This is a genomic window from Halodesulfovibrio aestuarii DSM 17919 = ATCC 29578, assembly GCF_000384815.1.
GTDB classification, from domain to species: Bacteria; Desulfobacterota; Desulfovibrionia; order Desulfovibrionales; family Desulfovibrionaceae; genus Halodesulfovibrio; species Halodesulfovibrio aestuarii.
Genome location: NZ_ARQF01000021.1, coordinates 896,882 through 912,129, shown reverse-complemented (window position 1 = coordinate 912,129; position 15,248 = coordinate 896,882). Strand labels below are relative to the sequence as shown.

Here is a 15,248-nt window from a genome sequence, read left to right as displayed (position 1 = left end):
CTATCCGTGTGGTATGATTAGGTCATACCGACCATATAAATAATATTTATTTCGCCATTGTAAACGAAAAAAAGTAGAAGAGATTGTTATTTTTTATAGTGGAAGACCTTGAGCCCGACAAAATCAGGGCAAAAAAAAGGATCAGTTAAAACTGATCCTTTTAATTCGCATGTGCATCAACAGATTATTTTTTCTTGTTGAGCGCGTCCTGCAGCAGGGAACCTAAGGAACCGAAGTTGCTCTGTGGTTCTGCTTTAGCAGTCTGTGTTTTACGATGCGCTTTCCAGGAATTGTCTTCAGAGGCTGTAACGCCTTTAGGAGCAAGAGTAACTTTACGCTCTGCTGCGCGGAGCTGTGAAATGGTTACTTCAACCTTGTCGCCTGATTTGAGAGCATCAAGGTTTGCTGCTTTGTCAGCTTTAGCCATCAGAGACTTCGGCATAAGACCGGTAATGCCCGGAGCAATGTTAATAAACAGACCGAAATCAGAGGAAGACTCTACGGTGCCTTCAACTTCAGCGCCGGCTGGGAAACGTTCTTCAATGTCTGCCCAAGGATCGCCTTCAGCATCACGCATGCTGAGGGAAATACGACGGGATGCTAAGTCTATGGACTTAACTTTAACAGAAATAATGTCGCCAACAGAGACAACATCTTCTGCTTTGTGAACGCGTTTAGTGTAGGACATTTCAGAAATGTGCACCAAACCGTCAATGCCAGGAAGCACTTCAACAAATGCACCGAATGGAGTGAGGCGAACAACTTTGCCTTCGCGTACTTCACCAGCGGTAAGTTCTGACTCAACGCGGTTCCAAGGGTTTTCCTGAACCTGTTTAGCAGAAAGGGAAATGCGGAGCTGGCCTTTTTTGTCGGTGTCTACGCCAAGCAGTTTAACGCGCAGTTTGTCACCAACGGAGACGGCTTCGTCAGCCTGAGCAATGCGAGTCCAGGACAGTTCAGAAACGTGAATGAGACCTTCAACGCCAGTTGCGAGTTCTGCAAATGCGCCAAAGTTAGTAAGGCGGGTGATGGTAACATCAATGAGATCGCCTTCTTTAACGTTTTTGAGGAACTCATCACGAGCAGCCTGCTGTTCCTCTTCGAGCAGTGCTCGACGGGAAACAACAATGTTACGACCGCGCTGCTCAAATTTGATAATAGCGAAGGAGAATGTTTTGCCAACATACTCTTCAGCATTTTCAACAAATTTGGTGTCGATCTGGCTAACTGGACAGAATACGCGACGTTTAGAAACCTCAACATCAAAGCCGCCCTTACGGGTAGCAAGTACTTTACCTTCAACAGGAAGTTTTGCGTTGAATGCTTCTTCGAGCATAGCTGCGCCAGCAGGGCCGCTGATAGCTTTAGAAAGATGGATTGCGTCAGCTTTAACAGCAGTAACGTAGAGTTCTACGGTATCACCTTCAGCAACGGTAAGTTCACCTTCTTCGCCGAGGAACTCAGCACGATCAGCAATGCCGTCGATTTTGGCTCCAACGTCGACAAAAAGGTTATCACCGGACATGCCGATGATTGGGCCGGAAACTTTATCGCCAACAGACAGAGCTTTGTCAGCACCTGTGTAGGCTTCCAGCATTTCTTCAAAATTTTCCATTGTGCCGTTCTGACGGCTATCTTCGGAACCGGTCATCCAGTTCTCCTTGAAAGAGGGGGTTAGATGGTTGATGCACAATACGCTTTGGGCGCTATATCGTTCATTTGTTTTATATACAAGTGCGAAAACGTAAAGAGCGCCACTTAAATAAGACCTCCAAAAAAAAACGCACATCGTTTTTATGCTGAAAACATTCATTTTATGCGGACAAAACAAATATCGGCAAGTCCGCATAACCCCAAAATTTTTTTATGTGGTACTGCACATTTTGACAGTGTGTATTTACTAAGTTGATTCATTTTGTATCATCTGGCATTATATGTCTTCTTATATCATACATTAGGAGTTTTACCATGGCAAAAGCTAAAGCACGTCATATCCTCGTTGATTCTGAGGATACTTGTAACGAACTTAAGGCACGTATCATTGGCGGAGAAGATTTTGCCGCGATCGCAAAAGAGTACTCAAAGTGCCCATCCGGTCGCCGTGGCGGAGAACTCGGAGAATTCTTCCCTGGCCAAATGGTTCCAGAATTTGACACCGTATGCTTCAACGAAGCTGTAGGTGTTGTTCATGGTCCAGTTCAGACTCAGTTTGGCTACCATCTTGTGGAAGTTACTGAACGCCAGGATTAGTCGCTGTTATTAAAAAAGCAAGTGATGCTCGCTGCATCACACGAAGCAGGATATCTTATTGAGATTATCTTGTGAATTTGGGCCCCGTTTTGTTGCTGCAACAAGACGGGGCTTTTTGATGGGAATATTTCGGGAGACTAGTTGTGCGGGAGTATTCAAAACAGAATACGAGCGGATTTAAGAGGGCTGAAATTTAGCTGTTCGTTTATCATCCATTTTGCATATGGCTAAGCAACTCTGCTAATCAATAAAGGATATGCCAATACCTCTTGGCATATCCTTTATGCATGGTGTGACATAACAAGCTTTTAAAAGAATGAGTTAGTAATTTTGCGTTTATTATGTCATATAACAAACTAGAATCATATCAAGATGATGGCTGTTACGATACAAAGAAAAGGAGCGACTAGTAATTGATGAAAGCGCGTACGCGCAGGAGGTCTGTCTATGCCCAATCTAAAATCATGGAGAAATCAGCAACTGCAACGGCTCAAACTCGATAGCGATCGTATGTTCAATCAAATTTGCTCTGAATTCGGCCTACCTTCTGTGTGCCAACCACTTATGGATACTGAATTGCGGCTGATTGAAACAGATGAAGGATATCGTCTCGAGGCAGAGCTTCCCGGTGTAACAGAAGAGAATCTCGAATTAAGTATTGATGGTGCATACTTAACATTGCGATGTGTGTATTCTGAAAAATGCGAAGGGACAGAGTCCAGTGGTTCTTTTGAAAGCCAGTTGCGTCTGCCTTGCAAAGTGAGGCTTGAGGATGTGGACGCCAGTTTGGAAGATGGAAAACTGATCATTAATTTGCCAAGCTGCAATATTCCACAGAGACGTACCATTCCAATTACCCGCGGCGATAAAAAAGAATAGGAGGCTCACATGGCAGATGTTGTAGAACGCAATTTGGTTCCTATTGATAAGCTGCGGTGGAAATTTGACCCGACAGCGCTCCCGTTTTCCAACACTACAGATTTGGAACAGCTTGATGATATTATCGGTCAGCGACGCGGTGTGGAAGCTTTCCGCTTTGGTGTGGGTATTGATGCTAAAGGGTACAATATTTTTGTAACCGGTGAGGCTGATGTCGGAAAACTGGGTATGGTGCGGCAATTGCTTGAAAAATCTTCGCATAAGCAGTGTACCCCTAACGATCTGTGTTACGTAAATAACTTTAAAACACCGGAAGAGCCTATTCTACTTACCTTTGACGCAGGTAAGGGCCAGCTGTTTAAGAAAGAGATTGAAACTTTTTTAGAAGACATCAAACGTGAAATACCGCAACTTTTTGAAAGTCAGGAATACATAAACAGCAAGAACGCTTTGCTGGAAGAGCATGACAAAAAGACCCGCGACTTCTTTAAGGGGCTTGAAGAACGTGTTAAAGAGGCAGGATTTGTGCTTGTTAATATGCAGATGGGACAAGTGCAGCGTCCGGATATTGTTCCGGTTGTGGATGGGGAACCTACTCACCTTCTCAAGTTGGAAGAACTTGTAGAAAAAGGTCGTTTCCCTAAAGACGAATTTATTACGCTTCAGGCAAAGTACAAGGAACTTAAAGAGGAAATTGATACCATCTTTATGGATGTTCGGCGGTTGCAGAAGGATGTGAAAACAAAAAGCGAAGAAGTTGACCGCTTGATGTTTATGAACACTGCCCGTGAGCTTGCCTTAAACTTGATTAACACCTGGAAAGAGCACGAAAAAGCAGCCAAGCATATTAATGACATGCTGACCAACATGGCTGAGCATCTTGATATAATTAGATTGATTGGTCAGCCACAAACAGGGCCAATGCCCGGTATGCACCTTCCTGCTGTTAATACAGAAGCTGTATTGCATCCATATGGCGTAAATTTACTGGTCGATAATGCAGAAAGCGATGGTCCTCCGGTAATTGTAGAATCTTTTCCAAACTATCGTAACCTGTTCGGCTCCATTGAACGTGCTATGGATAGATCCGGTCTATGGCGGACGGACTTCAAAAAGATCACTGCCGGTTCATTCATTAAAGCTAATGGCGGGTTTCTTGTACTTAACCTTTTGGACGCTATAGCAGAGCCTGGTGTTTGGCAGACACTGAAACGCGCTCTGAAAACGTCTGAGCTTGAAATCCAGACTTTTGATCCTTACTCATTTATGGCTACAACCGGTATTAAGCCGGAATCCATTTCCATGGATGTAAAGGTTGTTGTATTGGCAAGTACGCAACTGTATCACCTGCTTAAATTTTATGATCCGGAAGTAGAGATGATTTTTAAAGTTCGTGCAGATTTTGATTCCAGCATGAACAACACTGAAGAAGGTGTAAAAGAGGTCTGCCGCCTTGTTGCCACGTATGCTCAAAAACGAGAACTGAAGCCGTTCAGCAATGGAGCTGTGGCAGCTTTACTTGAGCATAGTGTCCGTAAAAGTGGTAGGCAGGAAAAACTAAGTACCGCTTTCCCTGTCCTCGGTGATATTATGGCAGAAGCAGACTACTTTGCTAAGAGTGCCAAGTCTGAACTTGTTGATCTGGAACATGTACAACAAGCTCTGGATTCGAGAATATACCGTGACGGCCTTGTGGAAGAGAAAATTCAGGAAATGATCGACCGTGGTAGTATTTTTATTGATACGGAAGGTGACGTTACTGGGCAGATCAATGGCCTTGCTGTCTACTCTACAGGCGATATGCTGTTTGGTAAGCCGACACGAATTACCTGTACTACGGCAATGGGGAAAGAGGGCATAATTAATATTGAACGCGATGCAAAGATGTCCGGGCCTACTCATAACAAAGGCATGCTTATTCTAAGTGGGTACCTGCGTAAGAACTTTGCACAGAATAAACCGCTTTCGCTTGCGGCCTCAATTGCCTTTGAACAGTCCTACGGCGGCGTAGATGGTGATTCTGCATCCTCAACTGAGCTGTATGCTCTTTTGTCCAGTTTGTCAGAGGTGCCTATTAAGCAATCTATCGCTGTTACTGGCTCTGTGAACCAGAATGGCGAAGTGCAGCCAATCGGTGGCGTAAACGAAAAAATAGAAGGCTTCTTTACTGTTTGTAAGGCAAAAGGGCTTACAGGTGATCAGGGGGTTATGATTCCTCATGCCAACGTAAAAGATCTGATGCTGAAACAGGAAGTGGTTGACGCTGTAAAAGAGGGCAACTTCTCTATATGGGCTGTAAAGAATGTCCATGACGGTATTGAAGTTTTAACCGGAATGTCTGCCGGTGTACGAGGTACTGACGGAAAATATCCTGAAAATACGTTATATGGCCTTGTGGATGCACGTCTTGTATCTCTTGCTGAAGGTTTGCGTGACTTTGGCAAAAGTAACAACAATGCCAACGAGGATCAGCAGTCGGAAAATGATGAAGACTAGTTTTGTTCCTGAACTGGCAGGAGTGCTTAACGATAGGTATCTACCTGTTTGGTTCTCTTTGTGATTGATAGCGCTATAAGTTTTGTGTGGTAACGCTTGTCAGAGACCATGAATTAAAAAAAACAGTCCTACAAAAAGATGTCATGCTAAATTAAGGATGACATCTTTTTTTATGAGTTGTGGTGGGTTGCTGTGTTAATGCGTTTAAATATTAGTATTTTTTTTATTTCAAGATGATGGTATGAAACTGGTTGAATGTACAAAGTATTTTTTTGTTTTGCAAAGAGTCTTGTTGTTGTGCCATTAGATAAAGAATACATCAAATTTCAAGAGTTACTTACCAACCGGATGAATTCGGGCACATCAAACGGAGCGAGTGAGTTATGGGCAACAGTGGCAAAGTTGTTGATGAAGTTAATTGCGTAGAAATAGTGTTAAAAAAATCTTGCGGAGAGCGAATAGAGGTAAATGTAGACAAACATGGTTTACTTTACATTGACGTTGAATCCGGCAAGCAATGTACAATGAACTATGCAGAAGCATGGACAAAGGTTTCTGGAGAACAGAAAGAGTGTCTGAAGAAAATGCTTGAGGGACTTGTGCAGCATCTTGATAAGCTTGTAGAACAGTAAGTGCAGGTAAGGTATATTTGCTCGGTCTGGTTTATTCTTTTTACTAACGTGGAGGAATGGATAAACAGGTAACCGCAGGGAGTATGTCCTTATCTGCAAGCTTTTTAGAGCTTAAAAAAAGAGCCGTCTACATATGTGGGCAGCTCTTTTTTTGTGGATGACTTGTATGTAACTATTGGTATGAACGCGAGTGCATGAGGCTAAGGTTCATGCCACATACACCCGTACATATGATTTCCCAATTCTTTGTCCTGATAGATCTCACTTTTTAAATCCTTGAACGGTCGCAGACGGCATGTCGGGCAAAATGAATCAGGATACGGGCATGAAACACAGAGAGGGAGGTAGTTACTACAACTTTTTCGTGACGTTGTTGTAATGCCTAGTGTGCAAATGCCTCTATGATATACACAACAGTTACAATCGTTGCTGTCTGAAAGTGCCATTATTCCTCCGAGAACAAGTTACCACTTATTAACGTAGCAGGTATAAGCGAATTCTCAAGGTGAAAAATTAGAAAATATATTTACTCAACCGGCTCACAGTTTAACTGAAAAGGAACGTTGAAAAAATTTATTGTTGATTAAAATAGTATGAAAAATTCATTAGTTGTTAGAAATTCTCCGGTAGGGTATAGATAGCAATGAAGTTACTTAGCCGATTGATATTGTCGGATATAGTAATGTGTATCTATATTTTTTATAGGGTATTACCATAAGGAGTTTGCTATGCGACTATTAACCAATAGTAGATACGGAACGAGATTATTGCTCGATATTGCAACCCATGGTCAAGAAAAGCCGGTACTCATGAAAGAGTCAGCTGCACGGCTTGGCATTTCTCAGAAGTATCTTGAGAAAATTGCCAGACAATTGCGTTCTGGTGGATATTTAAAAACGCGACGTGGCCCTAGTGGCGGGCATAGGCTTGCGGTTGATCCGGCTTCAATTACCGTGGGTGAGGTTGTCCGAGTATTAGAAGGTGGAACTGACATAGTCGGGTGTGGACAGGATGCTGCAACATGTTGTGATGCGCCGGGGTGCCTTACAAGGCTGTTGTGGAAAGAGGCAAGCAATGCCATGTATTCTCATTTGGACAAATTTACCTTTGCTGAGCTCGTCGGCTATGTTGAAAAAGGTGTTAAATTTGGAGACTACTGCGTTCGTACTGTACAAAATGCAAACACTGCTCCAATGGATGATGAGCAAAAACGGCTCAACTTACTACGTGAGTACTCACTGACTGGTCTTGAAGACTCGTTTTAGTCCGTTGCAGTCAAATCGTATAGCGCACTTCCTTTTTGGGCGTTCAAGATACATGCGTGATAGACAGGAGCCAGCTGGAGTAACGCTTAAAGAGTGCGTCAGTTTGTACCATGCATCTTATGTATAGTTAGCGTATATATGTCGTGAATACATTGATCGTCTTAATTGTTATGTCGTAGAATTTGTTTCGAGTATACCAGCCTGAGTGGGGGGTGCGCATGGCGTTTTGGCTTTCCCGTTTCCGTAATTCGTTGGCTGTTAAAGTCCTTCTGCTTATCGCTGTTGTACTTACTCTTTGTCTTGGTTTGCATTCATGGGGTACGATGCACTTTTTAAGCAAACATACTGCATCGAAGCTTTCTATTGAAGCAGACAGGCTCAGTAAGACAATATTGCTTTCTGCCCGCTATGCCATGATGGCAAATGCCCGTAGTGAGATAAATCAGATTGTTTCTGATATAGCAAAACATCCGGATATCGCCTCTGTTAGAATTTATGACAAACAGGGGGTTATCCGTTTTTCTAATTATCAGGATGAAGTAGGAACGCAGGTTTCTATGGATACTCCCTCCTGTTCCGTCTGCCATATTACAGAGCCGCCGAAGGTAACGTTAACACTTCAAGAACGAACCCGAACCTTTTCGGTGGACGATTCCATCCTGCTTGGAACTATTACTCCGATAATGAACGAGACAAGTTGCTCCAAGGCGAGTTGTCACGCGCATAATGCTGGCAATACAGTGTTAGGTGAACTGGAGCTTACTTTGCATACAAATCAGGCCGTGCTGGGGCTTGCTGCTGTGCAGAGGAAGCTGCTTGCGCTTACAGTAATAATTTATGTTCTGGCTGTATCTCTTCTGGTATTCGGGTTGCGGCGGTATATCACAAGTCCAATTAAAAAAGTTATTCATTCTACAAAACGTATAAGCGAAGGAAAGCCGTCAGAGTTAGAAGCAATTCTTTGTACTGGTGAGCTGGGACACCTTGTGGATTCAGTAATGGCTATGGAACAGTCTATAGCTAAGAAACAAGATGAGCTGGATAGAAAGCGTAAGGAATATCAGGATCTATTTGAGCAGGTCCCATGCAGTATTACCGTTCAGGATGCGAATATGCGTATCCTGAAATATAATAAGGAATTTGCAGAGCGGTTTTCTCCAAAGCCCGGTGCTTTTTGTTATGAAGCGTATAAGGGATTAACGGACAAGTGCCCAAACTGTCCGTTGGATAAAACATTTCAAACGGGGCGCCCGTACTGTTCAGAAGAAAGCCGGACAAACCCTGACGGGAGCAAGGCGCATTGGCTTGTACATGTTACTCCTGTGTTTGATGACAAAGGGGAAGTAGTAGCGGCAATGGAGATGGGGATAGACATTTCCGGCCGTAAGCGTGTGGAAGAGCGGCTTCTCACTTCCGAGGCTAAGTATCATGCCATTTTTAACCATATTCCTAACGCTGTATTTGTGTTGGATGTGGAAGATTATACTATTATTGACTGTAATGGCATGGCGGAGCGTAGCTATGGTTATGAATCAGGTGAAATGTATAACACATCGTTCATTAGTCTGTTCCCTGAAGAAGAACAAGAAAAGGCCAGATCATATGTAAAAGCCTTTACTGCACTCAACCGTGTGCGACAGAAGCGAAAAGATGCGACGACTTTTTATGTAGATTTTAGGCTTTCACCTGCTGTCTATAATGATCGTAACGTGCTGTTGGTTTCCGCAACAGACGTGACGGACAGACTTGAAACAGAACAGAAGCTGATTCAGACCGGTAAAATGGCGACGCTGGGTGAAATGGCAACCGGTGTAGCGCACGAACTTAATCAGCCTTTAACCGTGATTAAGGCAGCGAGCGGATTCATGATACGTAAAATTAGCCGTTCGCAGCCGATTGAGCCTGATATTCTGAAGACAATGGCGGAAGAAATTGATTCACATGTGGACAGGGCTAGTCAGATCATTGATCACATGCGCGCATTTGGCAGGCAGTCCGACCTTGTACTTGAACGGGTAAACCTGAATTCAGTTATCGAGAGTTCGGTAGGAATGTTTATCTCCCAGCTTACGCTCCGGGGCATTACTGTTGACAAGAAGTTTAAAGAGAACTTGCCGGAAATTCTGGGCGTTGCAAATCGTTTGGAGCAGGTTTTTATTAATCTACTTCTTAATGCTCGTGATGCTATTGAAGAGGCTGAAGCTGAGGGGAAAAGTGAAGATAAAATTATTAGCCTGCGTACATATTCCACTCCACGGGCCGTTGTTGCGGTTGTGGAAGACACTGGCACAGGTGTTCCTCCGGGGCTGGCAGATAAAATTTTCGAGCCGTTTTTTACAACCAAAAAAGTGGGTAAGGGAACAGGGCTTGGACTTTCTATCACCTATGGTTTGATAAAAGACTTTGGCGGAACTATCCGTGTTAAGAATAAAAAAGAAGGCGGCGCGCGGTTTACGCTTATGTTTCCTAGAAGCAGCAGCTAGGGAGCTTTGTTTTTATACTTTTTACTTCAGGTGGGCAGGCCTTTGCCCCTCGGAGATCCGCCGGAGGCAAGCGTTATATGAGCATAGCATCAAGATCATCAGTATTGTTAGTAGACGACGAGAAAGGCATCACCGTTGTACTGGGAGCATACATTACAGACTTGGGATACGTGGTCGAAACTGCACACAGTGGTGATGAAGCTTTGGAGAAGCTGAATCAAAAGGCGTATGAGGTGGTCGTCACGGATGTGCGTATGCCGGGTATGGATGGTGTTGCGTTGTTGAAGGCGGTTAAGAAACAGTGGCCGGAGACCGCAGTAATTATTACAACGGGGCATGCAGATCTTTCTGTTGCGGTGGACTGCTTGCGGCTTGGAGCTGCGGATTTCATTACCAAGCCGGTTAATATGGAATTATTAGAGTTTGCGTTGCGGAGGGCTGTGGAGCGTGTAATTATGCGCAGGCAGCTCGTTGAATACACTATGAATTTGGAATCACTTGTTGAGCAGCGGACTCGGGACTTGGTTCGCGCTGAGCGTTTTGCCGTTATGGGGGAAACTGTCGCCGGATTGGCGCATGCTATTAAGAATATTGCAGGCGGTCTTGAAGGGGCATTGTTTGTTTTAGAAAAAGGGTTGGAGCTTGACCGCAAAGATTACTTGGAACAGGGCTGGGGCATGGTTAAACGCGATGTGACGCGGGTTCGAGACTTAACAATGAACCTGTTGCAGCTTTCGCGTCCATTGTCATTACGTCCCAGAAGTATCGACCCAGGGGCGCCCATGTGTGAAATTGCAGAGTTGCTTACAGCACGAATGCACGAAGCAGGGGGGAAGATTATCCACTCCTGTGTCCCCCTAAAATCCGCTTTGCTGGACGAACAGGCCATTCATACCTGTTTGATGAATCTTGCGACAAATGCAGTAGAGGCTGTAGAAGAGGCCATTCAATCGGGGCGTAAAGAATTTGGCGACGGTAAGGTTATGTTGCATACGGAATGTGATGCCCAGCATGTACGATATCTCGTTGAAGACAACGGACGCGGCCTTTCATCAGAATTGTTCGAGCAGATTGAAGAAGGACTTGTTACTACCAAAGATCGTGGTTCGGGTTTCGGCCTTATGGCAACCCGTAAAGCTGTGCGTGAAATGGGCGGTGAACTTATTTTGGAACATGGAATAGAGGGCGGTGTGCGTGCTGTTATTCTTCTTCCGTTTGTATCACCGGAATAAGGTTTCTGTTGAATGAGGGGGAAAGTTTCAGCTGTAAGGATATACCTCAGGTTAGGAAAATTTGTACAGAATATGAAAGAGCGGCACGGGGGTGTGCCGCTCTTTTTTATTTTGGTGTTGATTTTAGTTAAAAGAGTATCGTTATCACAGGTTGAAATTGAAAAAACTTTAACTTTTTTATGAATTGTTAAAAAAATAATTTCGAAGAGTGCGTTTAAAATTCCTTTAGGTGGATGAGGGTTAGCGCATTTTCGTACGTAACTATTTGCTTTTCTACATAGTTATTTGTTGCATGTATCGTTTTTTTCTATAAATTATTTGTGCCTCTTGCCGATCAGTTGGATAGGACAAGACGTGATACATGTGAGGTTCACTATGATTACCGCAGCACTGAATGCAGAAAATCAACTGGCGAAGCCTTTGGCGCAGGTTAACGCGCAATTGGTTTCGAGGCAGGATGAGCAACTGCCAATTTCCTCTGCGCAACGTAACGAGATGTTTCAGCCGGAAATGGTTGATTCTGTCGAGTTGTCTGATGAATATCAGGCGTTGATGACGGGAGAAGTTGTCGGTGTGCAGTTTGATGCAAACAAGCATGCGGGAATCATGAGTACTGCCGGAGCAAAGCCCACCTATGTTGACGTAAGCAATAGTTATGCTGAAGCGCGTATGAACGCGATGCCTGATTCTCCAACAGTGGAGGATGTGAAGGAAATCATAATGCGCAGGATGTCCCGCGCATCCAATGAGGCATTCTTCCGTGGCGATCAGCAGGCTGGAGCAGCGAAACATGCAGCTATAGCTGCACAGATGGGTGTTACAACTCCGCAAGCAGCGCTTGATGTACAAACTGTACAGAGTGTTCAGTCTGTGTCGACTGTACAAGCTGTTCCCCGTACTTCGGGGGCTGTGGGATACAAACCCATGAGTTCCCGCGCGGTTGCTTCAACTGCGCAATCGAGCATCCGTGTAACAGTGTAGAATGCTGGTGGTTTTGGACGTTACCTTTCTTCAGCTTTGTTGAATGAAAGTCCTTTATTAAGAAGTGTTACTGTCTAACCTTTCTTAATAAATTATCTGCCATGCATTTGACATGTCCCTTTTACAAAGCTCCGTTATCGATTCCAGTTGTAACCGGAATTGATAACGGGGCTTTTTGATTGAATTTTTGTCAAAACTACTGCTTTTGAGAGTGAGTCGTTTAAGACCGGACTGTGAAAGTTTTGTTTTCATTGTTGTTTATATATATAAACAAAGGTAAAAAAGGGCATTGCTGATGAAAAAGGGCATTGCTAAGGCAAAAAGTAAGAATGGGCAGATGTTTTTTACTTGAAGGTAGGGTGACAGAGTGTTTCAGATGAGGCGGCGCGGGCTTCACACCGCCTCAAGCAGGCTCTCTGTTTTGCAGAGTGTGTGGGCTATGGGCTATTTCTAAAGGAGTCATGCGCAAAATACTGAATGTCTTTTACGTGGCTTCTTTAAAAATGACCCTTAGCTATGCTTTTCTGAAAGTTCTTTTTTAAGATGCTGGGGAAGTTCTGTGTGCATACGTATAGCGAAGCTGCTGCCTTCTCCCTGCTCTGACGAAACGGAAATTGTTCCGCCATGCTGTTGTACGGTTTGGTTTGCTACAAATAGTCCAATACCGGTTCCGGCAGAGCCCTTGGAAGAGAAAAACAGTGTAAACAATTTTTCCCGTGTTTCTTGAGACATGCCTGAACCATTGTCGGTGATGGTAAAATCAACAGCTTTGCCATCCGTACAGACTGTGAACACAACACAATACTCGGCTGTGGAATGTGCAGCTTCGCAGGAATCAACAGCATTTTCCAAAATATTTACTATAGCGGAGGAAAGACCTCCGTAGTCTGCCTCAATAGTGCCTTCTTCCGGCGCGACGCACTTAAAACTTACCCCTTTGGCCTCGGCTTTAGGACGGATAATATTTTCGATTTCATGAACAAAGTTCGGTAGGAGAATTACTTCCCAGTTTAACGAGCGTTCTTTGGCATAGTGCAAAATATCCAGAACCATATTGCGTAAACGGTAGATAAGGTGGGAAAGATCATTGTAGCTGTCTTCAATACGTTCCTGTTTGCCCATTTTAATGCCTGAACCAAGACGGTAGATGCCGCCATCAAGTGCTGTGAGCAGACCTTTAATGCCATGTGCTGTGGAACCTAGCAGTAGACCAAGGGTTGAGAGTCTGTCCTGTAAGGCGCGAAGCTGGGTGATGTCTGTAGACATCTCCATCACCTCGGCAATATTTCCTTCGACATCACAGATGGGGGCTGTCCAGATCAGAACATTGCGTTGTTCACCTGCTTGAGTGGTGATAACCGTTTCGTATTGATGTGTTTTGCCATCTTCAAATGTTTTCATCACTGGGCACTGGTTGCAGGGCGTGTCCCTATGGGCGTACAGTTTATGACAACTTTTGCCGAGAGAGCTGCCGAAGTCTTCACGGAACCGTCTGTTATTCGCGATAATCTTAAGCTCTCGGTTTTGTACGCTGATGTAGCAGGGAGATTCTTCAAAAAGCTGTTGGTAACGATGGCGGGTGATACGCAACTCTTCCTGCATGCTTTGTATTTCCGTCATATCTGCGGCTAGTTCCAACACTAGTTCAATAGTGCCATCATTGGCTAGAATAGGTACCGCGTTCACCTGTACCGGAAGTTTGTTGCCTTTTTTATCTGTAATAATTTCCTGTGAGGATTGAGCATCCCCAGAAAGAAGAACGCGCTCAACAGGAGAACTGTCAGGCCGTCGAATGGTATCACCTTTGTATGCCCACCAGCTGGGTTTGCCCGTGGAAGGGCCTATGCGTTCGGTGAAGAGCGGATTGGTGGAAATGATTTCGCTGTTAGCGTTGTGTACAGAAACAAAGCATGGCAGTTGGTTGAACATGGAGGCTCCACCATCGATAAGATTTACGATAGTGCGCAACCCATCTGCAAAGCCTTCTGCAATTTGCAGTGCAGCAAGCTGCCGTTCTTGTTCTACAATCTGGGTTGCCTGTTCGTCAACAAGGCGTTCAAGGTCGCAGGTGTACTGGTTGAGTTGACGACGCATGTCTATGCGTTCGTGTGCACGTTTGAGTGCAATTTCCAGAGCATCTTCGTTGATAGGCTTGGTGATAAAATCGGTAGCGTTGCGTTTGATGCTCTGGATAGCTAAGTTCATATCGCCATGACCGGTAATCATGATAACTTCTGTATCCGGAGCCTGAAATTTGAATTTTTCGAGCAGGTCAAGGCCGGTAATGCCGGGCATTTTAATGTCCGTAAGCACAATTTCCGGTTCGTACTTGTTAAACAGCTCAATACCTTCTTCGCCGCTGGCAGCTGTATATACAGTATATCCTAGGTCCCGCAGCGACAAACCTAAGATTTTTCGAATGCCTTCCTCATCATCCACAAGCAGAATCGTGTGCAACATTATTCCTCCAGCGGTTCTACGAGGACTTTTTTTGCTTTCGGCGTTTCTTTGTTTTTTAATGCCTCCGGCGGCTCTCCGAGGGGGCAAGGTCTTTGCCCTGCACCCGTAAGGGGGACGCCTTCTTGATCTCGGATAGAAATAACTTTTTCTAACCGCCGGAGGTGTAAATGTATAACTAAGCTTTTGTTTATTTAGCCAAAGCATCCTTGATAATTTCAAGGAGTGCGTTGGGGTCAAAAGGTTTTTTCAGTGAAGCAACAGCATTTTTGATAGCCAGATGGATACCAGGAAGGCCGCTGATTACAATAACCGGAGTTTTTTCGAAGCCCGGTTCTTTTACCATTTTGCGATAAAAGCGAGGCCCCCATTCCTCCGGCATTTCCAGATCAAGTGTCACGAGATCCGGCTTTTCGCGTTTCAGCACTTCGATACCTTCGGCACCGTTTGAAGCTGAGCATGTTGCATAGCCATTGTCAGTTAAAATATCGATGAGGTATTTAACAATATATGGATCGTCATCAATTACAAGGACTTTATGTGGCATTATCGTCACTCCTTGGTAGTAGCAGG

The 15,248-nt window shown here is 44.4% G+C and carries 11 protein-coding genes; 8 read left to right on the top strand and 3 right to left on the bottom strand.

The window, feature by feature from the left end; translation table 11 throughout:
- Nucleotides 1-184: 184 nt before the first annotated feature.
- On the bottom strand, nt 185-1,651 hold the full coding sequence (locus F461_RS0115155) for a 30S ribosomal protein S1 (protein WP_020002010.1): 1,467 nt from the start codon (nt 1,649-1,651) through the stop codon (nt 185-187).
- Between the two features lie 317 nt (nt 1,652-1,968).
- Here F461_RS0115155 and F461_RS0115150 point away from each other — a divergent pair, with 317 nt between their 5' ends.
- From F461_RS0115150 to F461_RS0115115, 8 genes are all read left to right on the top strand, one after another.
- A complete protein-coding gene (locus F461_RS0115150; protein WP_020002009.1) occupies nt 1,969-2,250 on the top strand; it encodes a peptidylprolyl isomerase in 282 nt (93 codons plus the stop codon).
- A 447-nt stretch (nt 2,251-2,697) separates the two neighbouring features.
- Entirely contained in the window at nt 2,698-3,129 is a 432-nt protein-coding gene (locus tag F461_RS0115145) for an Hsp20/alpha crystallin family protein (RefSeq protein ID WP_020002008.1), read from the top strand.
- Between the two features lie 9 nt (nt 3,130-3,138).
- Nucleotides 3,139-5,625, top strand: coding sequence for a Lon protease family protein (locus F461_RS0115140; RefSeq protein WP_020002007.1), 2,487 nt, complete (start codon nt 3,139-3,141; stop codon nt 5,623-5,625).
- 383 nt (nt 5,626-6,008) lie between these two features.
- Nucleotides 6,009-6,257 carry a hypothetical protein gene (locus F461_RS0115135; RefSeq protein ID WP_020002006.1) on the top strand — a complete coding sequence of 83 codons (249 nt, stop codon included), beginning with the start codon at nt 6,009-6,011 and terminating at the stop codon, nt 6,255-6,257.
- Between the two features lie 728 nt (nt 6,258-6,985).
- Nucleotides 6,986-7,522, top strand: a complete 537-nt coding sequence (locus tag F461_RS0115130; protein WP_020002005.1) for an RrF2 family transcriptional regulator — start codon at nt 6,986-6,988, stop codon at nt 7,520-7,522.
- Between the two features lie 218 nt (nt 7,523-7,740).
- Complete coding sequence (locus F461_RS0115125; protein ID WP_020002004.1) at nt 7,741-10,005, top strand: PAS domain-containing sensor histidine kinase; 2,265 nt, start codon at nt 7,741-7,743, stop codon at nt 10,003-10,005.
- A 77-nt stretch (nt 10,006-10,082) separates the two neighbouring features.
- The gene (locus F461_RS0115120) at nt 10,083-11,237 is read left to right on the top strand and encodes an ATP-binding response regulator (protein WP_020002003.1); all 1,155 of its coding nucleotides are present in this window, start codon (nt 10,083-10,085) and stop codon (nt 11,235-11,237) included.
- Nucleotides 11,238-11,612: 375 nt separating this feature from the next.
- Nucleotides 11,613-12,218 (top strand): hypothetical protein, encoded by a 606-nt coding sequence (locus F461_RS0115115; RefSeq protein WP_020002002.1) that lies wholly within the window; start codon nt 11,613-11,615, stop codon nt 12,216-12,218.
- A 510-nt stretch (nt 12,219-12,728) separates the two neighbouring features.
- Here the strand turns inward: F461_RS0115115 and F461_RS0115110 are convergent.
- Nucleotides 12,729-14,678, bottom strand: coding sequence for a response regulator (locus F461_RS0115110; protein WP_020002001.1), 1,950 nt, complete (start codon nt 14,676-14,678; stop codon nt 12,729-12,731).
- Nucleotides 14,679-14,865: 187 nt separating this feature from the next.
- Nucleotides 14,866-15,222, bottom strand: a complete 357-nt coding sequence (divK, locus tag F461_RS0115105; RefSeq protein WP_020002000.1) for a DVU0259 family response regulator domain-containing protein — start codon at nt 15,220-15,222, stop codon at nt 14,866-14,868.
- Nucleotides 15,223-15,248 lie beyond the last annotated feature (26 nt).

What these genes read in the sequence shown, in the direction of transcription:
- F461_RS0115155 (WP_020002010.1), bottom strand. Translation starts at nt 1,651, where the DNA reads ATGACCGGTTCCGAAGATAGCCGTCAGAACGGCACAATGGAAAATTTT.
- F461_RS0115135 (WP_020002006.1), top strand. Translation starts at nt 6,009, where the DNA reads ATGGGCAACAGTGGCAAAGTTGTTGATGAAGTTAATTGCGTAGAAATA.
- F461_RS0115150 (WP_020002009.1), top strand. Translation starts at nt 1,969, where the DNA reads ATGGCAAAAGCTAAAGCACGTCATATCCTCGTTGATTCTGAGGATACT.
- F461_RS0115140 (WP_020002007.1), top strand. Translation starts at nt 3,139, where the DNA reads ATGGCAGATGTTGTAGAACGCAATTTGGTTCCTATTGATAAGCTGCGG.
- F461_RS0115145 (WP_020002008.1), top strand. Translation starts at nt 2,698, where the DNA reads ATGCCCAATCTAAAATCATGGAGAAATCAGCAACTGCAACGGCTCAAA.
- F461_RS0115130 (WP_020002005.1), top strand. Translation starts at nt 6,986, where the DNA reads ATGCGACTATTAACCAATAGTAGATACGGAACGAGATTATTGCTCGAT.
- F461_RS0115115 (WP_020002002.1), top strand. Translation starts at nt 11,613, where the DNA reads ATGATTACCGCAGCACTGAATGCAGAAAATCAACTGGCGAAGCCTTTG.
- F461_RS0115125 (WP_020002004.1), top strand. Translation starts at nt 7,741, where the DNA reads ATGGCGTTTTGGCTTTCCCGTTTCCGTAATTCGTTGGCTGTTAAAGTC.
- F461_RS0115110 (WP_020002001.1), bottom strand. Translation starts at nt 14,678, where the DNA reads ATGTTGCACACGATTCTGCTTGTGGATGATGAGGAAGGCATTCGAAAA.
- F461_RS0115120 (WP_020002003.1), top strand. Translation starts at nt 10,083, where the DNA reads ATGAGCATAGCATCAAGATCATCAGTATTGTTAGTAGACGACGAGAAA.
- divK (WP_020002000.1), bottom strand. Translation starts at nt 15,222, where the DNA reads ATGCCACATAAAGTCCTTGTAATTGATGACGATCCATATATTGTTAAA.